Annotated in this window: 18 protein-coding genes; 7 read left to right on the top strand and 11 right to left on the bottom strand. The window is 68.1% G+C overall.

Annotated elements, in window-relative coordinates:
- Positions 1 to 187 precede the first annotated feature (187 nt).
- The gene (locus NA10_RS02260) at positions 188 to 640 is read left to right on the top strand and encodes a hypothetical protein (RefSeq protein ID WP_067562657.1); all 453 of its coding nucleotides are present in this window, start codon (positions 188 to 190) and stop codon (positions 638 to 640) included.
- Here the strand turns inward: NA10_RS02260 and hutG are convergent.
- From hutG to hutU, 4 genes are all read right to left on the bottom strand, one after another.
- Complete coding sequence (gene hutG, locus NA10_RS02255) at positions 582 to 1,565, bottom strand: formimidoylglutamase (RefSeq protein WP_067562655.1); 984 nt, start codon at positions 1,563 to 1,565, stop codon at positions 582 to 584. The two genes, NA10_RS02260 and hutG, sit on opposite strands and share 59 nt — an antisense overlap.
- Positions 1,562 to 2,692 carry an imidazolonepropionase gene (gene hutI / locus NA10_RS02250; RefSeq protein WP_218021426.1) on the bottom strand — a complete coding sequence of 377 codons (1,131 nt, stop codon included), beginning with the start codon at positions 2,690 to 2,692 and terminating at the stop codon, positions 1,562 to 1,564. The genes hutG and hutI overlap by 4 nt, the downstream gene beginning before the upstream one ends.
- A gap of 67 nt (positions 2,693 to 2,759) precedes the next feature.
- Complete coding sequence (locus NA10_RS02245; RefSeq protein WP_067562650.1) at positions 2,760 to 4,190, bottom strand: purine-cytosine permease family protein; 1,431 nt, start codon at positions 4,188 to 4,190, stop codon at positions 2,760 to 2,762.
- Positions 4,191 to 4,228: 38 nt separating this feature from the next.
- Entirely contained in the window at positions 4,229 to 5,905 is a 1,677-nt protein-coding gene (gene hutU / locus NA10_RS02240; protein ID WP_067562647.1) for a urocanate hydratase, read from the bottom strand.
- Between the two features lie 160 nt (positions 5,906 to 6,065).
- On the opposite strand from hutU, the gene hutC reads away from it, so the two are divergent.
- On the top strand, positions 6,066 to 6,836 hold the full coding sequence (gene hutC, locus NA10_RS02235) for a histidine utilization transcriptional repressor HutC (RefSeq protein WP_067562644.1): 771 nt from the start codon (positions 6,066 to 6,068) through the stop codon (positions 6,834 to 6,836).
- A gap of 21 nt (positions 6,837 to 6,857) precedes the next feature.
- Here the strand turns inward: hutC and NA10_RS02230 are convergent, their stop codons facing one another.
- From NA10_RS02230 to recC, 4 genes are all read right to left on the bottom strand, one after another.
- On the bottom strand, positions 6,858 to 8,342 hold the full coding sequence (locus tag NA10_RS02230) for a flavin-containing monooxygenase (RefSeq protein ID WP_067562738.1): 1,485 nt from the start codon (positions 8,340 to 8,342) through the stop codon (positions 6,858 to 6,860).
- Between the two features lie 101 nt (positions 8,343 to 8,443).
- On the bottom strand, positions 8,444 to 10,327 hold the full coding sequence (recD, locus tag NA10_RS02225) for an exodeoxyribonuclease V subunit alpha (protein ID WP_067562641.1): 1,884 nt from the start codon (positions 10,325 to 10,327) through the stop codon (positions 8,444 to 8,446).
- A 94-nt stretch (positions 10,328 to 10,421) separates the two neighbouring features.
- Positions 10,422 to 14,093, bottom strand: coding sequence for a UvrD-helicase domain-containing protein (locus NA10_RS02220; protein ID WP_084514225.1), 3,672 nt, complete (start codon positions 14,091 to 14,093; stop codon positions 10,422 to 10,424).
- 43 nt (positions 14,094 to 14,136) lie between these two features.
- Positions 14,137 to 17,475, bottom strand: coding sequence for an exodeoxyribonuclease V subunit gamma (recC, locus tag NA10_RS02215; RefSeq protein ID WP_067562638.1), 3,339 nt, complete (start codon positions 17,473 to 17,475; stop codon positions 14,137 to 14,139).
- Between the two features lie 179 nt (positions 17,476 to 17,654).
- On the opposite strand from recC, the gene NA10_RS02210 reads away from it, so the two are divergent.
- The 5 genes from NA10_RS02210 to NA10_RS02190 all read left to right on the top strand — a co-directional run bounded on the left by NA10_RS02210 (position 17,655) and on the right by NA10_RS02190 (position 22,434).
- Positions 17,655 to 17,882 carry a hypothetical protein gene (locus NA10_RS02210; RefSeq protein WP_067562637.1) on the top strand — a complete coding sequence of 76 codons (228 nt, stop codon included), beginning with the start codon at positions 17,655 to 17,657 and terminating at the stop codon, positions 17,880 to 17,882.
- Positions 17,883 to 17,957: 75 nt separating this feature from the next.
- Positions 17,958 to 18,830: a serine hydrolase gene (locus NA10_RS02205; RefSeq protein WP_174562464.1), complete on the top strand. Its 873-nt coding sequence runs from the start codon at positions 17,958 to 17,960 to the stop codon at positions 18,828 to 18,830.
- A gap of 78 nt (positions 18,831 to 18,908) precedes the next feature.
- The gene (locus tag NA10_RS02200; protein WP_067562634.1) at positions 18,909 to 20,339 is read left to right on the top strand and encodes an NAD(P)/FAD-dependent oxidoreductase; all 1,431 of its coding nucleotides are present in this window, start codon (positions 18,909 to 18,911) and stop codon (positions 20,337 to 20,339) included.
- Positions 20,340 to 20,472: 133 nt separating this feature from the next.
- A complete protein-coding gene (locus NA10_RS02195) occupies positions 20,473 to 21,471 on the top strand; it encodes a hypothetical protein (RefSeq protein WP_067562632.1) in 999 nt (332 codons plus the stop codon).
- Positions 21,472 to 21,741: 270 nt separating this feature from the next.
- On the top strand, positions 21,742 to 22,434 hold the full coding sequence (locus NA10_RS02190; RefSeq protein ID WP_157555958.1) for a hypothetical protein: 693 nt from the start codon (positions 21,742 to 21,744) through the stop codon (positions 22,432 to 22,434).
- 110 nt (positions 22,435 to 22,544) lie between these two features.
- Here the strand turns inward: NA10_RS02190 and NA10_RS02185 are convergent, their stop codons facing one another.
- The 3 genes from NA10_RS02185 to NA10_RS02175 all read right to left on the bottom strand — a co-directional run bounded on the left by NA10_RS02185 (position 22,545) and on the right by NA10_RS02175 (position 24,624).
- Positions 22,545 to 23,198 carry an urease accessory protein UreD gene (locus NA10_RS02185; protein WP_067562627.1) on the bottom strand — a complete coding sequence of 218 codons (654 nt, stop codon included), beginning with the start codon at positions 23,196 to 23,198 and terminating at the stop codon, positions 22,545 to 22,547.
- 8 nt (positions 23,199 to 23,206) lie between these two features.
- Positions 23,207 to 23,917: an urease accessory protein UreG gene (gene ureG / locus NA10_RS02180; protein WP_067562625.1), complete on the bottom strand. Its 711-nt coding sequence runs from the start codon at positions 23,915 to 23,917 to the stop codon at positions 23,207 to 23,209.
- 74 nt (positions 23,918 to 23,991) lie between these two features.
- On the bottom strand, positions 23,992 to 24,624 hold the full coding sequence (locus tag NA10_RS02175; RefSeq protein WP_067562622.1) for an urease accessory protein UreF: 633 nt from the start codon (positions 24,622 to 24,624) through the stop codon (positions 23,992 to 23,994).
- Positions 24,625 to 24,643: the final 19 nt, after the last annotated feature.

Raw genomic sequence — 24,643 nt, 5'->3', positions numbered from 1 at the left:
TCTACCGTGATAATCCCACCCCCACCAGCCGAATTCCCTTGTGATACAAACCTATTCAGACTCTCGTTCTTTTCATCTTTTCTCTTTGCTCGTTTTTTTCTTCCCGTCCAGGCGTCTTTTATCTTTTTGTTCTTTTCTTCTCTTGATCTTTACCCCACCCAAGCCCGAAACCACCTACCGTGGACATATGAGAACCTCGGTACACCTACTACTCTTCGCCAGCGCGATAGCGATAGCGGTAGGCGCCTTCGGCCCCCTCCTGGACTCCCTCAAACCCCAGCACATCAGCTTCGACAACCTCAGAAACGGCTTCCCGGACGGCCAATCCATCGAACAACTCGGCCACCAGTCCGTCAACCTCTGGACCTCCCTGGCCATCGGCCTCCTGGCCGTAGCCGCCGTCACCCTGATCGCCGCCCTGGTCGGCTCCCGCACCCTGGCCGCCCTCGCCGTCCTGGTCGGCCTGGCTGGACTGGGCGTCCTCACCTGGCGGCTCGACCAGAACTTCGACGACCGGCTCCGCCACGACTACAGCGACCTGCTCAACGGCAGCTGGGGCCTCTACCTGGCGGGCGGCGGCCTTATCGTTGCCCTCCTGTGCGTGCTGGCACCGCGCGAGCGCATACGAGCCGGTGTATGAGCCGAGCCGCCGTCCGCGCGGTCCGATTGTCCACGTCCAGGCCGGGATTCAATTCGGCGACATCGACCGCGACCAGCTTCCCGCTGGCCGCAACCCGATCACATACGCGCTGAATGGTTTCCAGCGGAACCCCATACGCCGCGGGCGCGCTGACACCCGGCGCGACGGCGGCCGGAAGCACATCCAGATCGATGGTCAGATACAGCATATCGACCGCGTCCAGGAGGTCCGCGACGAAGGCGTCCACCATCGCGTAATCGGTTGGCCCGCAACGATCGTCGAGTAGATAGTGCACGTCCAGACGATCCGCGGTGTCGAACAGCGCCCGGGTATTGCTCGGCTGACTGATTCCGAGCACGTCGTACCGCACCGAGGTACCCGCCGCCCGCTCGGCTTCCAGGATCTGCCGGAAGGGTGTGCCGGAGCTCGGCACAGCCTCATCGCGCAGGTCGAAATGCGCGTCCAGGTTGAGGATTCCGAGTCGCGGACGGGCCGCGCGGCCCTGCGCGGCCGAGACACCGAGGTAGGTTCCGTACGCGACCTCGTGCCCTCCGCCGAGCACCACGGGCAGTCGCCCCGAATCAATCGCCGCCGCAACGGCATTTCCGAGCCGCTCCTGGCCGCCCTCGAGATTCGCATCGGTCACCGCGACGGTCCCGGCATCCTCCAACAGCATCGGATCCGAGAGCGCCATGCAGGAGAGTGCGGCCCGCAGTGCCGCCGGACCCGCCGCCGCACCCTGGCGGCCCCTATTGCGTCGCACACCCTCATCGCTGGCGAAACCGATGAGCACACAACGACTCTCGGACGCCTCCGGGTCGTACGGACGGATGGCCTGATGCCACCGCAGATGCTCCGGTGTGTCACCGTCATTGCGCCCGGTCCATGCCGCGGGCGGAATATCGACCCGGATCTGCGCGCTCATGCCGCGACCCCCGGGGTGACGAGCACGCCGTCCTTCCATACCTCGCGCACCAGTGCCACGCCGGGCCGATAGGCCAGATGCAGATACGACGGTGCGTCCAGGGCGATGGCATCGGCGCGCGCACCGATACCCAGCCATCCGATGTCATCGCGCCGCAATGCCTTCGCCCCGCCCAGGGTCGCCGACCACACGGCTTCCGCGGGCGTCATATGCAGTTCGCGGACCGCGAGTGCGATACAGAACGGCAGGCTGGTGGTGTAGCAGGTGCCGGGATTGCAGTCGGCTCCCAGCGCCACCGTGACTCCGGCATCCAGTAGCGCCCGCGCGTCGGGGTAGGCGTTCCGGGTGCAGAAGTCCGCGCCCGGCAGCAGCGTCGCCACCGTGGAACTGCTTGCCAGCGCGTCGATATCGGCGGAGTTCACGTAGGTGACATGATCCACCGAGGCCGCGCCCATCTCCACGGCCAGCCGCACGCCCGGACCCTGCCCTAGCTGATTGCCATGTACGCGCGGGATGAGTCCGTGCGCCACACCGGCTTTCAGGACGGCGCGGGACTGCTCCTCGTTGAACGCACCACGCTCGCAGAACACGTCGATCCATTTGGCATGGGGCGCACAGGCTTCGATCATCTCGTCGCAGACCATGGCCACGTAGTCGTCCGCGCGTCCGGCGTACTCCGGCGGCGGCACATGCGCCGCCAAGAGCGTCACCTCATCGGTGAACCGGCCCGCGACCTGTGCGCTCCGCAATTCGTCGCGGGTGGTCTGGCCGTATCCGGTCTTGCACTCCACGGTGGTGCTGCCCGATCGCAGCGCCTCGTTGAGCAGTCGCCGCACATTGCCTTCGAGCTGCCCCTCATCGGCGGCTCGGGTGGCGGCTATGGTGGTGCGGATTCCGCCCGCGGAGTACGGGGTTCCGGTCATGCGGGCCGCGAACTCCTCGGCCCGTTCGCCCGCGAACACCAGGTGTGAGTGGCTTTCGACGAATCCGGGCACGAGAGCGCGGCCGCCGAGGTCGACGCCGTGATCGGCGGCGGGCGCCTGCGCACTGTCGCCGATCCATGCCACGCGTCCGTCGGTGACGGCGATGGCGGCGTCTCGACGCACCCCCAACTGTCCTTCACCCATCTGCGGGTCATTGGTGACGAGGGTGCCGATATTCGTGATGACCAGGCTGGTCACGATCGAATTCCTTTCAGGCTCGGGCCATCTCGGTGTCCTGCGGGTAGATCATGGTCGCCGGCGGATTGGCGGTGCGCTTGCCGACCGGGTAGTACAGCGCGGCGGTCACCACGATTCCGACGATCCAGGAGATATCCGCTCCGCCGAGCATGTCGGTGACGGGGCCGGTGTAGAACTTGGTCGCCAGGAACGGAATCTGCACCGCCACACCGACGAAGTAGCAGGCCAGGGCGGGCACATTCCAGGCCCCGTAGCGACCGGTGGCGTCGTAGAGCGCGGGAATGTCGATGCGCTCCTTGGAGATCAGGTAGTAGTCGATCAGGTTGATCGCGCTCCACGGGGTGAACACCATCAGCAGCGCCAGCACGAAATTCTTGAAGTTCGCCAGGAAGTCGGCGCTGGCCGCGATGGCGATCAGGGTGGCGACGGTGGTGAAGCCGACGATGTAGAGCCCGCGTGCCAGGGTCGAAATGCGCGAGCGCCCTTCGAAAGCCGTCACGGTGGTCAGGATCGACATGAAGCCGCCGTAGGCGTTGAGCACGTTGACAGTAAGCTTGCCGGTCACGATCACCAGGTAGATGAGCACCGCGACGGCCGCGGGACCGGCGAGATCACCGATGAAGCCGACCTGGTCCTTCATGAACGATTTGCTCGCCACGGCCGCGATGAGCGCGCCGAAGGTCATCGACCACTGCGAGCCGATCACTGTTCCGGCGAAGGTGGACCAGAAGGTGGCCCGGCCGCTGGTCGAGCGCGGCAGGTATCGGGAGTAGTCGGCCACGTACGGTCCGAAGGTCAGCTGCCAGCCCGCGCCGAGACCGATCGCCAGCAGGAAGGTCGCGGTCTCGAAACCCTTCACCCCGAGCTGCGCGGTCACGTCGTACTCGGCGAACAGGCGGATGGCCAGATAGGTGAATCCGACGATGCCGACCACGGTGGCGATCCGGCCGACGATATGGATCAGCTTGTAGCCGGTGACCGCGATGAGCGCGGTCAGCAACCCGAAGATGACCATGCCCAGTTTCGGGCTGTCGACGTGCAGGACCTTGGCCACGGCTTGTCCGGCCAGCACCGTGCCGGTGGCGGCGAATCCCAGGTACATCAGGATCGCGAGCAGCAGCGGTAGGATCGCACCGCGCACACCGAATTGCGCGCGGCTCGAAATCATCTGCGGCAGACCCAGTTTCGGCCCCTGTGCGGAATGCAGCGCCATCACCGCACCGCCGGCCAGATTGCCGATGAGCAGGCCGATTATGGCCCACAGCGCATCGGCGCCGAAGATCACCGCCAGCGCACCGTCGACAATCGCGGTGATCTGCATATTCGCCCCGAACCACAGCGTGAACTGGCTGCGCGGACTCCCGTACCGCTCCGCATCCGGAATGACATCGATGGTGTGGCGTTCGGGGGCGAGTACTACCTCGGCGGGACCGTCGTGCGTCATGGTCTCTGCCTTCCTGCTTATAGACCGCGGTGGATCGGTTACTGATTCTCGGACATGGGTACGCGGACGCCGCGGGTGCGCGCCGTCTCGATGGCGTGTTCGTATCCGGCGTCGGCGTGCCGGATGACACCCATCCCCGGATCATTGGTCAGCACGGCCTCGATTTTGCGGGCCGCGAGGTCGGTGCCATCGGCGATGACGACCTGACCGGCGTGGATGGAACGGCCCATACCGACGCCGCCGCCGTGGTGCAGCGATACCCAGGACGCACCGGAGGCGGTGTTGACCAGGGCGTTCAGCAGCGGCCAGTCGGCAATGGCGTCCGAGCCGTCCTTCATGGCTTCGGTTTCGCGATACGGCGAGGCCACCGAACCCGAATCCAGGTGGTCGCGGCCGATGGCGACGGGTGCGGAAAGCTCACCGCTGGCGACCATCTCGTTGAACTTGAGTCCGGCCAGGTGCCGTTCGCCGTAGCCGAGCCAGCAGATGCGCGCGGGCAGGCCCTCGAAGGCCACCTTCTGCCCCGCCATGGTGATCCAGCGCTTCAAATGCTCGTTGTCCGGGAACAATTCGAGGATCGCCTTATCGGTGGCGGCGATATCGGCCGGATCACCCGAGAGCGCGGCCCAGCGGAACGGGCCCAGGCCCTCCTCGAAGAGCGGGCGAATGTAAGCGGGCACGAAGCCGGGGAAGTCGAAGGCACGGTCGAAACCGCCCTTGCGGGCCTCGTCGCGAATGGAATTGCCGTAGTCGAAGACCTCGACGCCGCGATCGAGGAAGCCGACCATGGCCTTCACATGCGCGGCCATCGACAGCTGGGCCTGTTCGGTGAACCACACCGGATCCTTCTCGGACATGGTCTTCATATCCCCGAAGTCCACGCCGATGGGCAGGTACGCCAGCGGATCGTGCGCCGAGGTCTGGTCGGTGACGATATCGATGGGCGCTTCGCGCTCGAGCAGGGCCGGAAACACCTCGGCCGCATTGCCTTCCACGCCGATGGACAGCGGGCGGCGCGCATCGCGGGCCTCGATGGCCAGCTCCAGCGCGTGATCGAGGTTGTCGGCCTTCACATCCAGATACCTGTGCTTGATCCGCCGATCGATACGGGTGACATCGCAGTCGACGCAGATGGCCACACCCTCGTTCATGGTGACCGCGAGCGGCTGCGCGCCACCCATCCCGCCGAGACCCGCTGTGAGGGTGATAGTTCCGGCGAGGGTGCCGCCGAATCGCTTGCGCGCCACCGCACCGAAGGTCTCATAGGTGCCCTGCAGGATCCCCTGGGTGCCGATGTAGATCCAGGATCCGGCGGTCATCTGCCCGTACATGGTGAGCCCGAGCTCCTCCAGACGGCGGAACTCCTCCCAATTCGCCCAGTCGCCAACGAGATTGGAGTTGGCGATCAGGACGCGGGGAGCCCATTCGTTGGTGCGGAAGACGCCGACCGGCTTACCGGACTGCACCAGCATGGTCTCGTCGTTCTTCAGGGTCTTCAGGGTCGCGACCATGGCGTCGAAGGCCGCCCAGGAGCGGGCGGCGCGACCGGTGCCGCCGTAGACGACCAGGCTGTCCGGATGTTCGGCGACCTCGGGATCGAGGTTGTTCATGAGCATGCGCAGCGCACCCTCCTGCTGCCAGCCGAGCGTGGTGAGCTCGGGACCGCGCGGCGCGCGTACCGGTCGGGCCTCGTGCCCGGGTGAAGTGATGTCCATGGGTACCTCCGTGACTCCGTTCGCACTCAGCTGAGAATGTGTGCTGGATCGCATTCTCCAACAGTTGTATAGTCCTGTCTATACAACTGTCAAAATGACCGCATCCGGGCCGGTAGGCTCCAGGCTCGACAACGATGGACTGACGAGGAGTACGGCGGGGATGGCAACGGTCGCGGGATCGAACAGCTCGGGCGAGACTTCCCTCGCGGCGTTGTTCGCCGAGGCGGGGGGCGATTCGGTACCCGCGTACGAACGGGTCAAGCAGTTGGTGATCACCCAGGTGCGTTCCGGGCGCTGGACCGAGGGCGATCAACTGCCGTCCGAGCATCAGTTCGTGGCCGCGCTCGGACTCTCCCGCATGACCATCAATCGGGCGCTGCGCGAACTCACCGCCGAGGGTTTGATCGTGCGCATGATGGGTGTGGGCACCTTCGTGGCCGCCACCAAGGGCTCCTCACCGCTGTTCGAGGTGCGCAATATCGCCGATGAGATCCAGCAGCGCGGGCATCGGCATCGCACCGAAGTGATCCTGGTGCGCGACGAGAAGATCGACGGCACCCAGCCGTTCCTGCGGGATTCCATCGGCACCAAGGCTTTTCATTCGGTGCTGGTGCACTTCGAGGACGACGCCCCGATCCAGGTCGAGGACCGGTACGTGAATCCCGCGCAGGCCCCGGGATATTTGGAACAGAACTTCGTGACCACCACGCCCAATGACTATTTGAGCCGAGTCGCGCCGCTGGTGCGCGGCGAGCATGTGGTCGAGGCGGTCCTGGGCAGCGCCGAGGAGTGCCGCCTGCTCGGGATCGAGCGCACCGAACCGTGCCTGCTCATTCGCCGCCGCACCTGGTCCGAGCACGGGCTGGTGAGTGTGGCCCGGCTGGTGCATCCGGGCTCACGCAATCGTCTCGAAGGCGTCTTCGGGCGCTGAGAGTACTCCTGCCCGAAAGTCCTACTGCCCGCTGGCGATCGGCGTCGATGCACCGGCCTTCTCGAAGCGCATGGCCGGGTCGACGATCTTGCCGTAGCGCAGCATGGGCAGATCGCGCAGATAGTTCTGGCGCAGCCGCCACGGGGCGCGATCACCCTGTTTCGGGAGCCGGTCCAGGGCGCGCAGTACATAGCCGGGCTGGAAATCCAGGAAGGGCGCGGTGCCGACCGAGGGATCGCGCACCGGGGTGGCCTTGGCGTAGCCGTGCGAATCCATATGCCGCAGCAGGCGAACGACGTACTCGCACACCAGATCCGCCTTCAAGGTCCAGGAGGCGTTGGTGTAGCCGATGATGAAGGCGAAATTGGGGACCTCCGAGAGCATCATGGCCTTGTACGCCATGGCATTCGGGAGTTCGACCTTCTCCCCGTCCACCGTCAGCTCCAGACCGCCGAACGCGATCAGGTTCAAACCCGTTGCGGTGATGATGATATCGGCCTCGAGCTCACGACCGGATTCGAGTTTCAGACCGGATTCGGTGAAGGTCTCGATGCGGTCGGTGACCATCTCCAGCTTGTCCTGCCGGATGGCGCGGAACAGATCGCCATTGGGTACCAGGCACAGCCGCTGATCCCACGGTTTGTAACTGGGATTGAAATGCGTCTGAATATCGTAACCCGCGGGCAGCCAACGCTTCTGGAGACCGAAGATCCACGACCGCATACGCCGGGGATAGCGCTGCGAGATTTGATACATGGCGGTGCTCAGCGCGACATTCTTGGCCCGCGCCAGACCGTACGCGGCCTTGGCGGGCAGGATGCGGCGCACCCGATCGGCGAAGGCATCGCGCGCGGGCATGGAGATGATGTACGACGGTGAGCGTTGCAGCATCACCACGTGCGCGCCCTGATCGGCGAGCGCCGGGCCGAGGGTCACCGCGGTCGCACCGGAGCCGATGATGACGACGCGTTTGCCTTCGACGTCGAGCTGTTCGGGCCAGTGCTGCGGATGCACCACCGGTCCCGAGAAACGTTCCATACCAGCGAATTCCGGCGTGTACCCCTGGTCGTATCGGTAGTACCCCGAGCAGCTGAACAGGAAGTTCGCGGTGATGGTCACCGTCTCGCCGTCGTGCTCGGCGGTCACCGTCCACCGATTCTGCGCCGATGACCATTCGGCATCCAGCACCCGGTGCCGATACCGGATGTGCTTGTCGATCCCGGCATCGGCCGCGGTCTCGCGCACATAGTTCAGGATCGAATCCCCGTCGGCGATCGCCTTGTCCCCCAGCCACGGCCGGAACCGGTACCCGAGGGTGAACATATCGGAGTCCGACCGAATACCCGGATACCGGAACAGATCCCAGGTGCCGCCGATCCCCTCGCGCATCTCCAGGATCGCGTACGTGCGCCAGGGAAACGCGGTCTGCAGATGGTGGGCGGCCCCGATACCGGACAGACCCGCGCCGACAATGAGCACATCGACGTGCTCGGTCGTGCTGCTCATCGACACTCCTTCGATTCGCAAAGATGTGCGCCCAGCGTATCCAGCACCGAACACGCGCAGGGCCGAAGCGGACTACGAACGCGAGAAGAATTCGCCGAGGGCTACGCGCGCAGACCGCTCGCCCGGAGTACACGACGCCCGATGGCCGCGCGAATCGAATCCTCGGTGCCCAGGATACGGACGTGTTTGCGGGCGCGGGTAATGGCCGTGTACAGCAACTCCCGGGTGAGCAGGGTCGATTCCGGCCCGGGCAGCACGGTGGTCACGGTGTCGTACTGACTGCCCTGACTGCGGTGAATCGTCATGGCGTACACCGTGGTGACGCCCGGGAACTGAGTGGGGTGCACCAGATACGGTTCGGTGCCGCGTTGCAGGGCCGCGCGCAGCGTGCCGTCCGGCATGCGAACGATGACACCGGTATCGCCGTTGTAGATGCGCGCCTCGTGATCATTGGCCGTGACCAGCAGCGGTTGACCCGGATACCAGTGTCCCGGAGCGGGTTCGGTACTGATTCCGGCGGCGGTGACCCAGCCCGCGGCCATGCGGTCCCAGCGTTCGACGCCGTACGGGCCCTGTCGATGCGCGCAGAGCAGGCGATGCGATTCCAATGCGGTGAGGGCGGCGGTGGCGTCACCGGCCAGGGCCGCGTCGGTGGCGGAGTGCGCGGCGCGCAGCACATCCGCGCGCACCTGACCGATGTCCTCGGGTGTGTGCAGGGATAGTTCGGCGCCGCCCGCGCGCAGCAGCTCCAGCGCGGTGTCGGCATCACCCGCGCGCACCGCGACCGCGAGTTCGGCGATCCGGCCGCCGAAGCGACGGCCCCGGGTGAGGCGGACGATGCCGCCGCGCATCCGTTCTCGCTCGCGGACCGAGAGCGCGTCGGGATGTCCGGCGCTGTCCCGCAATTCACCGCCGAGGATCTTCTCCAGGGCCGGATTCGGCTGTCCGGCAATCGGTCCCGCCACCAGGTCGGCCAGGACCGCGCCCGCGTCGACCGAGGCCAGCTGGTCCGGGTCGCCGACCAGGACCAGGCGCGCGTCCGGGCGCACGGCCGGGAGCAGGCGGCTCATCATGGTCAGCGACACCATGGAGGTCTCGTCCACCACGATCACGTCATAGGGCAGCCGATTGAATTCATGATGCTTGAACCGGCTCGCGCCGCCGCGCTGCCAGCCCAGCAGCCGGTGCAGGGTGGCGGCCGTGAGCTCGGGCAGGCCGATGTCCCCGGCCTGTTCGCGCACCGATTCCTGAAGGCGCGCAGCGGCTTTGCCGGTCGGCGCGGCCAGCGCGATACGCAGGGCCGGTGCGCCGGGAATGGCTTGCTGATGCGCGACCAGCAGCGCCAGCACGCGCGCGATGGTGTGCGTCTTACCGGTACCCGGTCCACCCGCGACCACGGTCGTCCACTGGGTTGCGGCCAGCGCCACCGCGAGTCGCTGCCGATCCGGCGGCTCGCCCGGTCCGCCCTCGCCCGGGAACAGCCGATCCAGTTCCCGCCGAACGAGTTCCGCGTCCACCATGGGCTGGGTGGTGGAGCGTTCGGTGAGCGCGGCCCGGATGGTCTCCTCCTGCCGGTAGTACCGGTCCAGGTAGAGCAGCGGTCCGGCCTCGGACCCGGGCGGATCGATCAATCGCAGCGGGCGCAGCGGCCCGGCCGGGCTGCCGCACACCAGGGGGCTCTTGCGCAGGGCGGCGATGACCTCGTCCACATCCGGCCAGGGCAGGGTCGCGGGATCGATCGACGATTCTTCCGTCCCTTCGGCATCCACGCCGATCTCGTGCATGCGACGGACTTCCAGGCAGACCGAGCCGGACCGCACCGCGCGCACGGCGAGCGCGGTCGCGAAGAGCACCAGGGGCGAGGTCTCCCGTCCGAGCCGCCCCAGCCGCACCGCCACGTGCACATCCGCCGCGGAGAGCACACCGGCCTCGTTGAAGATCTGCAACGCCCCGGTTCCGCGCTGCGCCAACTGGATTGAGGTCATGAGGCCACCGTCCGGACGCGGGCCGCCCGGGGCGCGGGGACCATGACGGGCGGGATGAGCCCGTTGCCCGGCCACGGGTGATCGATGTCGCGCCTCATGCGGGTGCCTCCGTATCGGCGAGTTCGCCCGCCAGCAGTAAGGACAGGTCCGTCACCAGGGCGGGCGGCGGCATCCAGTCGAAGACACCGCAACCGTCCGGGGTGTCGGGGCCGACCATGCCGCGCACGAACAGATAGCGGATACCGCCGAGGTGCCGCGCCGGATCGTATCCGGGCAGCCGCCAGCGCAGATATCGGTGCAGCGCAACCGAATACAGGATCGCCTGGAGCGGATAGTGCGAGCGCATCATCTCCGCCGCCATGCGCTCGTGCGTGTAGTGCGCGACGGTCAGATCGCCGGTGCCGAGCCGGTTGGTCTTGTAATCGACCACCACGAATCGCGGTCCGGGGATCCGCAATACGGCGTCGATACTGCCGGTGAGGAAACCGCGCAGCGGGGTGTCGTCCAGGTGTGCGAGCTGATCGGCGTAGGGCAGGAACACATCGTCGGCGGGCAGGTGGCGGCGCAGCAGACCGGCGATCTGCGGCACGCTCACCCGCCTCGCCACGGGGGTGTCACCACCGGCGAGCGGCATATCGAAGTCGAGTTCGCTGAGCCGATCGCGCGCGGAGATATCGGCGAGCGAACCGAATCCGATGGGGGTGCGCATGACCGCCATGAGCGCGTGCGCGAGCACCTCGGGGTCGGCGTCGAACATCTGCTCGGCGACCGCGTGGGTACAGCGGGCCCGCATTTCGGCGGCCAGGTCCGGGGCGTCGGTGTCGACGTACTCCAGGATCTCGTGCACCAGGGTGCCGAATTCCGCGCCGTAGGGCAGCGTATTCATGAGTGACGGCGCGGCCGTGGCGAATACGTCGAGTTCGTCGCCCAGCACACTGGGTTCGAGGGGTTCATCGGCCACACCACCGCCATCGGGTTGATCACCGGCGGGCATGGCGTCGTGCGCGCCGGCGGTGAGCGCCGAGTACGAGGTGCGCCGCCAATCCAGATCCAGGCGACGGTCGAAATGCGCCACGGCGAGAGCTTCGGCGGCCAGGGCGGTGTGGTCGCGGGGCAGCCGGGCACGGCGGATCTCATGCACCGGCTCGATCGCGATCACGCCGGGTTCGGCCGTCGACGCCCACTCCGAAATACGGGTGAGCACAACCGAATCCGCGGGCACGGCGGCCTTGTCCGCTACGGCCGGGCTGCCGGGCTCGCGCCCCAGGATCATGCGGTGCAGCGGCGCGGTCTGAGTGTCGAAGGCCGGTGCCCACCAGGCCACCACCTGAGCGCCCGCGCGCGTCAGCGCCACGTACAGCAGCCGCAGTTCCTCCGCCGCCTCCTCGGATTCGGCGCGGGGCTTGCGGGTGTTGTAGCCCGATGCCTCCGGACCACCGACGTCCAGCACGCGGCGGCCCTGCTCATCGTGGAAGAGCAGGGTCTGCGGATTGCGGATCTTGGCGGCATCCCAGGCGAAAGGCAGGTACACGACCGGGAATTCGAGACCTTTGCTGGCGTGCACGGTGGCGATCTGCACGGCCGCCGCATCGCGGTCCAGGCGGCGACTGCGACCGGCCACACTGCCCGAGGCCGGATCACGAACCCGATCGGCGAGCCAGCGGGTCAGGGCGCTGAGGCCCAAACCCTCACGCAGCGCGGCATCGTCGAGCAACTGTGCGATCTGACGCAGGTCGGTGAGCTGGCGTTCGCCGCCCTCCAGGGCCAGCAGGCGCGGCGCGAGTCTGGTTTCCGCGCTCATCTTCTCGAAGACGGCGGCGAAACCGGCCCGGGCGAACAGCCGCGCGGAATCGCGCAGTTCGGCACTGAGCCGACCCACCAGATCCGCACCGCCGGAGTCGATGTCGTCGGCGGCCAGACCCAGCAGCGCGGTCCCGGCGGCCAAGCGCACCCGATCCGCGCGATGCGGCTGCTCCAAAGCGTGCAGGACCCACAGCCATTGGGTCGCAGAGGGCGTTCCGAAGACGCTCGCGCCACCGGCGAGTACCGAGGCCACCCCGGCGAGTTCGAGTTCCTTGCGCACCAGGTCGAGCTGATTGCGATTGCGCACCAGCACCGCGATATCGCCGGGGCCCAGCGGCCTTTCGCCACCGGCGTCGATGGTCGTCCCGGATTCGAGCAGTCGTACGATATCGGCCGCCACATCGGTGGCGACGCGTTCCCGCTGCCGCCCGACCGTCGGATATCCGGAGCGATTCAGCGGACCCGCGCCGGTGCGCGGTAAACACCGGAGCCGGAACGGGACAACCACCTCGGGCGCGCCGGTGAGCCGGGAGAACGGCCGAGTGGCGGCCACCGTGTGCACGGTGATCTCCTTGTGCCCCAGGGCCGCTCCGCCGTGGATGTGCTCCAGCGCGGCCAGCAGTCCGGCATCACTGCGCCGATTGGTGGTGAGCTCGCGCCGAGAGTCCGCGTGCGCCACCGCATCCAGATAGCTGAGCACCTCCGCGCCGCGGAAGGCGTAGATGGCCTGTTTGGGATCACCGACCAGTACCAGGGTGGTGTGCCCGTGGAAGGCGCGCCGCAGAATGTCCCACTGGAGTGGATCGGTGTCCTGGAACTCGTCCACCAGCGCCACCCGGAACCGATCCCGAATCCGCTGGCAGGCGCGCGGGCCGTGTTCCTCGTCGGCCAGCACATCGTGCAGCAGCACCAGCAGATCGTCGAAATCGCGCAGCCCCGAAAGCTGTTTGCGCCGAGCGGTTTCCGCCCGCGCCGCCGCGGCGAAGGCGACCCGCTCCCCCGCCGGATCATCCTCGGACTCGACCTCGGGCACCAGGATGGCGGCGCCGTCGCCCACGGCCGCGGCGGCCAATCGCTGTGCGTCGGCCGGACTGAACGGCGGAATCTCACGCGCGTACCGGCTCAGGTACAGATCGTCCGCGACGGTGGAGACCACATCGTCGATGCTCTCCACCAGCCGCACACCCGGATCCTGCTCCCCCGCCAGCCCCAGCTCGTCCAGCATGCGCTGACAGAAACTGTGCGTGGTGGCGATGGTGCCCGCGTCGAAATCCGACAGCGCGGCCAGCAGCCGCTCCCGCCGCGCCGCCACCTCAGCCGGATTCGCCTGCGCCAGATGCCGAATCAGCTCATCCCCGGTGGCCTGCGCCCGCTCGGGATCGGCGAGCGCGGCCGCCACCGAGACGAACCGGTCGCGCGTGCGCTCCCGCAATTCCTGGGTGGCCGCCCGGCTGAAGGTCACCAGCAGCAGTTCGGAGATGTCCACCCCGGCCTCGGCCACGAACCGCACCGCCAAACCGACAATGGCATAGGTCTTGCCGGTGCCCGCGCTGGCCTCCAGCACGGTGGTGCCCACCGGCAAGGCCCCAGTCAGGTGGAATCCGTTCCCCGAATCCCCCTGCCCGACCGCGGCATTCGGGACCGTCGCGGCCGCGCCCGAGGCATCGGCCGACCGCTCGTCCTCGGCCCACAGGCCCTCGCCCTGCGGGCGGACCGCGGCCGCGCCGAATGCCGCACCCGTGCCCACCCCGAGGGGCTCACCGGTGCCGGACGCCGTCTCGTCGCGTTCGGTTCCGTTCCCCGGGACGCCATCCCCGTCCAGGCCGAACGGCTCGCCGCCGTCCGCACCCACCGGCTCGCGGTGCGATTCACCGCCCGCCGAGTCACTGCGGCGACGGGATCGGGTGGCGGCCGGGCGGACGGTGAGGTCCGCGTCGGTGATCGAGAACAGGTCGTCGGTCATCCGCGCCTTTCGCTTTCGGGGCCGGTCGTCAGCGGCGGGGTGATCATGGCTGGCCCTGATTCTCGTTGCTGAGCAAGGGATTCCACAGTCGGCGCGCCAGTTCACCGAAACGGGTGGGCTCGGCCTCCAGCCCGGTCGGGGTGGCGGTGCGGGTTTCGGTGAGCTGATGGAAGCGCGGGGCGGGGCCGAGCACATACCGCAGGTAGCGGTCGGTGTGTTCGCCGTAGCGGCCGGGACCGTCCTTACCGCCGTCGAATTCGTGCTCGGCGGCCAGCAGCGCGTCCTCGGCGGAGGAACCCTGGCAGCGACGCTCGGCATAGGCCGCCGACGCGGCGGGGGCGATGGGGAGCACCTCGGCGAGCCCCTCGTCGCGCAGGGCCACCAGATCGCGCAGCAGCAGCCGGGCCGCGTGCGCGTTGGGCGCGATGAGCGTGGATTGCCACGCGGGACGCGACATCTTGCCGCGACCGATGGTGATGGCCCGCCAGCTCTGATGGTCACCCGTGGCGGCCAGCGCGAGCAGCCGCACCCACGCGGCCATCCGATGTTTGGGCGCGAGCCGGGAGAAGGTGGTGCGCAGGAGCGCGTCATCGTGCACATCGGGCACGGTCCCGGTGAGGCGACGTCCCTCACCCAGGTCGACCGCGATATCCACGGTGCGCGAAGGGATCTCGTGCAGCGGCTGCGCCACCCGCACCAGCCGGTCGACGGTGCTCTCCACCTCGTCGAGCACCGCCGCGCCGAGTGCGAACGGCGGCAGCGATCCGCGCCGCCACTCCGCCGCGCGCAGTGCGCCGGGATCGACCCCGGTGAGCCGCGCGTTCAGCATGCGCTCACCCATTCCCCATTTGGTGAGCCCGTCCAGCTCGATGGGCAGCCGGTCGGCAATCTCCTCTTCGCTCTCGGGTACGCGAATCCCCAAGCGCTGCCACAGGAACGCGCGAATCGGATGCTCCACGAAGGACACCAGATCCGCCAGCTCCACATCCCCGCGCTCGGTCCCGGGCAGCGCGGCCGCCAGGAACGGCGGGCGCGGGACGGGTGCGCGCTGGGCCGCGAGCGCACCCTCGAGCGCGACACTGTCGAAGCTGAACGGCTTCTCGGCATCGAAATTGCGGCGATCGAAGGGCTGCAACGGATGTCGCATGACCACCTGATCGATGGCCTCCGGCCCGATATGGGCGCGCACCGTATCGAGCAGTTCGGCCACCGGGATGGCGGGCGGCCGATGCGCGCCGGTCACCGGATCGGATCCGGTGTGCAGCAGCACAAGTCGCTCCCCCGCCGCCATGATGGCGTCCAATAGCAGCTGCCGGTCCTCACTGCGCGGATCGCGATCACCCGGGCAGCGGTGCCGCGCCAGCACATCGTCACCGTCCACGCCGCCGGCGCGCGGGAACACCTCGTCATCGAGTCCGAGCAGCACCACCACCCGATGCGGCACCGACCGCATGGGCACCATGGTGCAGACGGTCAACTCACCGGTGCGGAAGTTGGCCCGCGAGGGCCGCCCCGCCAGCCGGGCGGCGAGCAGTGCGGCGATATCGGTGAGCCGCAGGGGAATCTGCCCGGCGTACTCGGTGGCCGCGGCCAGTTCCCGCCGCGCCTGCACGGCCTGCCAGCCCTGGGTGCGCGGCACATCGGTGAGCAGATCCAGCGCGCGCCCGAGCACCGCGGCCCATTCCGAGGCGGGCCGCGCCGATCCGGCCGGTTCGGCCAGGGTCGGGCCGCGCAGATCGCGCAGGCAGACCGCGAGCCGGTCGACGAATTCGGCGAATCGCCCGGCCAGATCGATGTCATTGCTGTCGACATCGTCCAGGGGCAGCACCAGGTCCAGCCAGTCCTCACTGGATTCACCGGCCGCGACGCCCAGCAGGATTCGATCCACCGCGGCGTTCAAGGTGTTCTGCGCGAAGTCGCCCAGCCCGAACGCCTGCCGCTGGCGCTGGCCGATGCCCCAGCGCGCCCCGGTCTCGGCGACCCAATCGCGCAGTCGCTCGATATCGTCCTCGTCGAACCCGCAGCGCAGCCGAACCGGTTCCGCCGCCGCCAGGTCCAGCACCTCGGTCACGGTGACCCGGCCGTCCGCGAGCTCGAGCAGGGTGGCGATCACATCCAGGAGCGGGTTGACCGCCCGCTGCGCGCGATCGGCCAATCGCACCCGCAGGCCGTGCGCGGGATGTCCGGGCGCGGCCCCGTCCAGGGACCACTGTCCGAACGCGGCGCGCACCAGCGGGGCGTAGCTCTCCACATCCGGGCACATGACGATGACGTCCCGGGGTTCCAAAGTCGGGTCGGCGCTGAACAATCCGAGCAGGGCATCGCGCAGCACCTCGACCTGGCGGGCCGGACCGTGGCAGGAGTGCACCGTGATACTGCCGTCCGCGAGCGCGGGTTCGGGCAGCAGCGACCAGCGATCCTGCCGGATGGCCGCCTGCAATGCGGTGAGCAGGGTGCGCGCCCCGACCGTCTCGGGTCGCGGATGATAGGTGTCGATATGGTCGTAGCCCGCCAGCCGCTCCTGTAATTCCCGCACATCGCGCCCCAGCGCCGCCAGCAGCGGATGCCGAACGCGCACACCGGAATTCGGTATCACCTCGGCATCGGCGAGCTTGGTCCACAGCGCCGGACTGGGATGCACCAGCCACAGGTGCACCTGCCTCCCGTGGGACAGCGCCGACAGCACCTCGAGCTGATCGGTGGTCAGCCGGGTCACCCCGAACAGCGAAATCCGTTCCGGCAGCGACACCACCGCGGGTTCGGCGCGCAGCCGCGCGCACGCGTCCGAAAGTCGTTCGGCCGGTGCGGGTTCCCCGACCGCCGCGCGCAGCAGTCGCCACAGGCGCGGCTGCCACAGCAGATCCTCCGGCAGCGGGTGCCCGGCGCCGTCGGTATCGGAACCGGCCGCCCAATCGGTGATCATGCCGGGCCGCTGCATGGCGTATCCGGCGAACAGTTCCGCGATCCGCGCCGCCGTGGCGTACCGCCGCCCGACCCGATATCCCTTCGCGTCCCCATTGCCCAGATGCCGAGCCAGCACCGCGCTCCAGGGCTCGTGCAGCGCCGCGTCGAGCACCGGCAGCAAGGTCCACACCACGCGCTCGGCCGCCCACGGATCCTGTTCGGGCTCCCAGCCCGTCGCCTCGGCCAGCACCCGCGCGACCAATCCGGCCGGATCGGCGAAGTCGATATTGGCGGCCACACCGTCACCGTGCGCGGCACTGCCGAGCACCGTGCCCAGCCGCTGTTGCAGCCAGCGCTCGACGCCCTTGGCCGGGACCGCGACCACTTCCGGGGTGAACGGATCGCCGAGTGGATCGGCGAGCAACTCGGCGAGCGCGTCGGCGAGCGTGTCCGCACGCTCGGCACGGTGAATGTGCACGACCTGTGTTTATACAGTCAGCGAACGACATGCAATCACCGGGCACCTCGGCTCGCCGGGTGACACCTGACACATGCCCGATATTAGCTAGGGCGCGTCCCGGCGAAAACCGAGTGTGCTATGCGACAGTGCATTTCGGGGAGGTTGTTCGTTCGGTGATGGAAAGGCTGGTTGCGTCGATGGCTGCGTCGGTGATTCCCCTGATGCCCAGGCGCGGATTCACGGTCCGGCGGGTCGGCGAGCGCTGGGAGCTGGTGAATTCCCGCCACTACGGCCGCACCGTGGTGCTGGCGAGCTGGCCCCGCGATCGGCACGGTGAGGCGTTCGAACACTGCTATCGGTTGAACGGACAATCCGCCGCGCCGGTGCGAAATACGAAAAACGCTGTGACAGCGGCATTTACATAGCACAAGCGACAAATCCCCTCAAGACGTGCGCATCGGGCATTGTCCTGTCTATTGTGTCTCATCGTGCGTTCTCCCATGGCCCGGCGCTCCCGCGTGGCCGCCTCCGCTTGCGTTCTCGCCGCCGCTGCCGTGATTCCCGCCGCGACGGTATTCATCCCCACCGCCGGTGCCCGGCCGGTGCTCGCGCAGGGCTGCCTGCCGGGATTCGACTGCGATCTGAGCAACAGAATCGCCGCGGTCGACACCTATCTGGCGAGCCGACCCGGCGTCACCGGCTATGTGGTGCGCGACCGCGTCTCCGGTGGCATCTACCGGAATGCCAACTCGGACACCATGTTCTGGACCGCCTCCACCATCAAACTGGCGATCGCGGAGGATCTGCTGAACCGCGCGCGGATCGGGGCCATCACCCTGGACCCGGGCGACCGCGCCCTGATGGAGTCCATGCTGGCAACCTCCAACGACAATGCCGCCGACATCCTGTGGAACAAGTTCGCGGGCATCGATCGCATGGCGTTCAACAACGCCTTCCGCGCCAACGGGATGGCCGGGCTGGTCCCGATGCAGCCCACCACCTCGCTCGAACAGATCAAGCTCTTCCCGGACTGGGGCTTCCAGCAGTGCACCCCCAATGATCTGGATCGGCTGATGGACAACGTGCTCACCCGCATGCATCCGGACGATCGCGCCTACCTGGTGGACCGCATGCGCCGGGTCGACACCAATCAGCACTGGGGCGTCTGGGGCGCGGGCGCGGCCATGCAGCCGGGCCTGAAGAACGGCTGGTCCGATGAGCAGGGCGGCTGGGTGGTCAATTCGGTCGGCTTCGCCGGACCCGGTGAGCGCTACACCCTGTCGATCATGACCGAGCAGGGACCCAACGGTAGCTACACCGACGGCTCGGAGACCACCACGCGGGTAGCGCAGCTGCTCTTCGCGGGTCGATGAGCTGAACCGGCGACCATCCCACTACCCTTGACGTGAGAAGTGTCGTAGTTTCACCGTCTGGCTAGGAGCAGGGACTAGATGAACGCCGATAATTCCGTCGCACAGCGCCACCGCGTGGTGGTGATCGGTTCCGGGTTCGGCGGCCTCTTCGCTTGCAAGCACCTGCGGAAGGCCGACGTCGACATCACGCTCATCTCCAAGACCTCCACCCACCTGTTCCAGCCGCTGCTGTACCAGGTGGCCACCGGTATTCTCTCGGTCGGTGAGATCGCCCCCGCCACCCGCATCGTGCTGCGTAAACAGCGGAACGTGCGGGTGATCATGGGTGAGGTCGACGATATCGACGTCGAGGGCGGCACCGTCACCTCGCGCCTGCTGAACCAGGACACCATCACCCCGTTCGACAGTCTCATCGTCGCCGCCGGGGCGCAGCAGTCCTACTTCGGCAACGATCACTTCGCCACCTACGCCCCCGGTATGAAGACCATCGACGATGCGCTCGAACTCCGCGCGCGCATCCTGGGCTCCTTCGAGGAGGCCGAACTGGCCACCGATCAGGAGACCCGCGAGCGCTTCATGACCTTCGTGGTCGTGGGCGCGGGTCCGACCGGTGTCGAATTGGCCGGGCAGATCGCCGAACTCGCCGATCGCACCCTGGACGGCACCTTCCGCAATATCGACACCCGCGACGCGCGCGTCATCCTGGTCGAGGGCGCGGGCGCGGTGCTCGCGCCGATGGGCCCCAAGCTCGGCGGTAAGGCGTATCAGCGGCTCGAGAAGATGGGCGTGGAGATCCAGCTCAACGCCATCGTCACCAATGTGGACGCGCGCGGGGTCACCATCAAGGACGGCGAGGGCACCCGGCGCATCGAATCTGCCTGCAAGGTGTGGTCGGCCGGTGTGCAGGCCAGCGGCCTGGGCAAGATTCTGGCCGAGCACTCCAAGGGCACCGAGACCGACCGCGCCGGACGCGTGGTGGTCGAACCCGATCTGACCATCAAGGGCTATCCGAACGTCTTCGTGGTCGGCGACCTCATGTCGGTGCCGGGCGTGCCCGGACAGGCGCAGGGCGCCATCCAGGGCGGCACGTACGCGGCCAAGGCCATCAAGGCCGAGGTCGAGGGCAAGCAGCAACCGCAGGAGCGCAAGCCCTTCAAGTACTTCGACAAGGGTTCGATGGCCACGGTGTCGCGGTTCTACGCGGTGTGCCAGATCGGCAAGCTGGAGTTCAGCGGTTTCTTCGCCTGGCTGGCGTGGCTCGCGCTGCACCTGTACTACCTGGTCGGTTTCCGCAGCCGGTTCGTCACCGTGCTGGAGTGGTTCACCTCGTTCCTGGGCCGGCATCGCGGTCAGATGGCCGCCACCGAACAGTGGGTGTTCGCCAGGCTCGCACTCGAGGCGCTCGACAAGCCCGACGACGCGCGCGAACTCGCCAAACAGATCGGCGGCGAATCCGCTCCGGAGAGTGGCAAATCCGTAGCGAACACTAGGGCCGCGGAGGCCTCGTAACGACACGCAGGTGCGCCGCGATGGCGGCGCGCCACGCGCGAATGCCCTGACCGGGCGGCAGTGGGACCAATCCGGCACACCAGCCGGATCCGAATGTTCGACATCTGTCGACATTCGCTGAGAAAGGTCATCCATGGGCAAACGCCAACCGGCTGATCAGATTTCACCACGCCGCCTCCGCATCGGCTCTCTCGCCATCGCAGGAGCGCTGCCGCTGGTAGCCGCCCTGGCAAACACCGGAACCGCCGCGGCGGACCCGGTGACCACCGAGGACAACCAATCCACGGTGGTGGAGAATCAACCCGCGCCCGACGCACAGTCCGGGCTCGTGCTCGACTCCCCCTTCGGGCAGCTCTCGGTTCCGGTGCCGCCGATGGTCGCGGAGGGACTGCGCGGTGAAACCGTGCCCACCGCGGCCGAATCCGGCTCCGCCGCCGAGGCCGCACCCGTGATCACCACCGATCCCACCGCCGAGGGCGTGGAACCGGTCGCGACCGAACCCGTCCCGGTGATCCGGGTCGGGCGCAACTCCTCCACCGGCGTGCGCGATATCCCCCGCGGCCCGGTGGCCGCGGTGGATGTGCGGGAACTGCGCATGCCGAATCCCGCGCAGGCGGCCGATGTGGCGCCGATCGCGGCGCCCGAGGGCATGCTGCGGTTCGGCGATACCCAGATCGCGATTCCGACCTTCCTGACACCGGAGCAGGCGGCTCAGATCAATGAGACCTCCGCGGGTGTCGAGGCGAATATCGCGCGCACCCTCGATTCGGCCGGATTCGAGCCGAGCCGCTCCGATCGCATCGCCGCCTCGACCGTCGGCACCGCCGCGGTCGGCGCCGCGGTGGGCGTCGGTGTGGCCGCGCCCGTCGAGGTCGCCGGAGCGGTCATGGGCGGATTCATCGGGGCGATGGTGGGTACGCCGTTCGCCCCCGCCGGGTGGGTCGTCGGCCCGACCGTGGGCGCGACCGCCGCCGCCGCGCTCATCGCGGTGCCCGCGGCCACCATCGGTGCGAGCATCGGTGCGGCGGTGGGTGCGGTGAACGGTGTGATGGCGCCCGCGACCGCTCCGGCCGCCTCGGTCGACGGGCCGGTCGCCGGCGCGGACGATGCCGGAGCAGCTATCGCCGAGTGATAGTCGTTTGGCCGGGGCCGGAATCCAGCAACAGGGATTCCGGCCCCGTTCGCATGAATGCCCAAGCAAATAGCAAACTTTCGGCAATGCGGACGAATCACGCGACTCCGATTTTCGACCAATCCGGTTGGCCGACGGGTCCGAATGTCGGGCGTCGATGTTCACCCCGGCAAAGAAAGGTCGTGTATGGCCGCAGGCAAGCACAGAGCCCTCAACCCCCATCGCAACAAGGTTGGCAACGTAGTGGCGGCGGGTGCGGTTCCGCTAGTCATGGCGATCGTCGGAACCGGCGCGGCCAATGCCGCACCGGTGCAATCTGATCCGGTCGCGCAGCACGACGGCGCGGCACCTCAGTGGCCCGCCGCCGATGCGCCCAATGTCATGCCGTACGAGGGCCTGCAAATCCCCGGTGACACCAAGAGCTCGATCCAGTGGTCGCGTCAGGCCCCGGACAAGAGCTATCTGGCCCCCGTCGGCGCACTGCACGCGCCGATTCCGGTGCCCGCGGTGCCGCCCATCGCCCCGCCGCCCGGGAAGTTCCGGTTCGGCGATGTGGTGGTCGACGCGCCGAACTGGATCGACAGCGAACAGGCGATCCAGATCAATGACCAATCCGCTCAGACCGAGGCGAATCTCGCGACGTTCCTCGACTCGATCGGGTTGGAGCGCAGCCGTTCCGACCGCATTGCCGGACAGACCGTCGGCACCGCGGCCATGGGAGCGGTGGCGGGAGCGAGTGCCGCCATGCCGATCGCACTCACCTCGGCAACCGTCGGCGCGGCCCTGGGCCTCGTGGTCGGACTGCCGCTGTTCCCGGTCGGTTTGGTCGCCGGTCCCGCCGCGGGTGCCGCGGCCGGTGCCGCGGTGATCGCTCTGCCCGCGGCCGCGGCCGGTGCCGCGGTGGGCGCGATGGTGGGCGCGGTCAACGCGTTCAATGCTCCACCGCGCGTCGTCGCCAACTGAGTTCGATTCGGCGATAAGCGTTCACGCGGCTGAGATAGCGCGTACGCGGCGGGAACCGGGGGTGAGGTCCGGTTCCCGCCGCATAGTCCGCGCAGCCCATCGGCCCGAATTCACCGGACGCGCAGGAGATTCGCGGTGCGGGTGAAGAGCGTCCCGCCCGCCGCCAGGGGTAGCAGCGCCGCGTCCAGACCGGTGGTCTCGACCGCACGGGCATCGGGATAGGTCAGAATGCTCTCCAGCGCACGAGGTCCCGAGAGCGCGTCATCGGTGCAGGCTTCCGCGCCCAGATCCAGGCGATGCCGCAGCAGCGGCAGGTCCCTGACATCGGCATTCAACTCTCCCGACCAATACCCGTGCTCCTCGCCGATGCGCCCGACCTGCACCCGCTCCCGAAGCCGTAGCAGCGCACCGGCTTCCAACCGCACCGTGGTGAGCGTCTCATGCTCCGCACCCCCGGCGACCACGGTCGGCTCCGGATCGAAATCCAGCTCGCCACCGGCGGCCACCTCGAAATGCCAGTGCGCGAACGACTTGCGCGTCTGTCTACCCGGTAGCGCGATGGTGGCGGCCACCGAGCGCACCAGCAATCGCGCGCCCACACCCACCGTGATCCGGATATCCAGCTCATCCCCGCCCAAAGGCGTTGCGGCCGTACCGATCAGATGCACGGTGTCGACTCCGGTACGACGCGCCGCCAGACCACCCACCGCGTGAATCCGCGGCAGCGCCCCGGCGGTCGCGTCGATGCGCAGCTCAGTGCGCACGGCCGACCTCAGTGCGTGTGCGCCGCACCGGTCGCCGCATCCTGTTCGGCGGCCAGGCGCAGCTGTTCGCGCACCCAGTTCAGCACCGGGGTCGCCGCCGGATCCCGCGTCAACGAGGTGAAGACGAAGGGGCGGCCCTCGCGCACCTTGGTCGAATCACGGTCCATCACACTCAGATCCGCGCCCACCATCGGGGCCAGGTCGGTCTTGTTGATGACCAGGAGATCGGACCAGGTCACGCCCGGTCCACCCTTGCGCGGCACCTTATCGCCGCCCGCGACGTCGACCACGAAGATCTGGGCGTCGATCAGGCCCGAGGAGAAAGTGGCGGTGAGATTGTCGCCGCCGGATTCCACCAGGATCAGGTCCAGCGGCGGATTCGCCTCGATGAGATCGTCGATGGCGTCCAGGTTCGCGGTGATGTCATCGCGAATGGCGGTGTGCGGGCAGCCGCCGGTCTGCACCGCGGTGATGCGCTCATCGGCCAGCACCGCATTACGGCGCAGGAAGTCCGCGTCCTCGGTGGTGTAGATGTCATTGGTCAGCACGGCCAGGGACAGCTCATCGCGCAGTTCGCGGCAGAGCGCCGCCACAAGCGCGGTCTTACCCGAACCGACCGGTCCGCCGATACCGATGCGCACCGGTTCGCCGGGCGTGCGCTCGCGCTTGGGCCGGTCGTGGTGATCGTGCGGTTCCCCGTCGATGAAATGAGGTGGCATATGAGTGTGCTCCTTTCCCCGCCTATCCTGGCCGATGCAGGTAAAGCGCTTGTTACCCGGTCCGTCCGCGCAGGTCAGGACGCGAAAAGCGGCATATCCCGGACCAGATGACGCTCGGCGAGCACATCCTGGAGCGGATCGGACAGCGCCATTAGGCCCTTGCCGGCCGCCCGCGCGGTGCGATCGCAGACCTCGCCGAGCCGAATGGTGCAGGCCGCCACCGCGGCGGGATCCAGGGCAAGCAGTCGCTGGGCAGCCGTGGCCGCACCGGTCATGGTCGTATAGACCATGACCCCGGCGATCTCCTCCGGGGACGCCCCGGACACCGCGCCGACGACACCGAACACGGTCGAGAGATGCGGACGCGGACCCAGGGGCTGCCAATCCGCCTGCGGCCACACCTGTTTCGCCAGGCGCAGCAGCCCGCGCCCCTGCGCCCGCGAAGCGGTGCGGGCCGACGGGGAGGGCGCCCGGGCATCGGCTTCGAGTTCGGCGCGCGCCGGATCGATCGCCCCCGCGCACACCGCCGCCGCCAACGAGGCCGCGACCGCGCCCGAGGTCCGGATCCGGCGGCGTAAATACAGCTCCACCGAGGCCACGTCGCGCAGCAATCCCGAGGAGACCGCCTCCTCCACCCCGCCGGAGTGCACATGCCCGCCGATGGGCAGCCGGGAGTCCGCCAGGGTCAAGAGCGTGGCCAGACTCATCGCCGCACCTGCTGGTATC

The sequence above is a fragment of the Nocardia acidivorans NBRC 108247 genome (assembly GCF_001625085.1).
GTDB classification, from domain to species: domain Bacteria; phylum Actinomycetota; class Actinomycetes; order Mycobacteriales; family Mycobacteriaceae; genus Nocardia; species Nocardia acidivorans.
The sequence above is the reverse complement of the archived record's forward strand: the minus strand, read 5'-3'. Positions and strand labels throughout refer to the sequence as shown.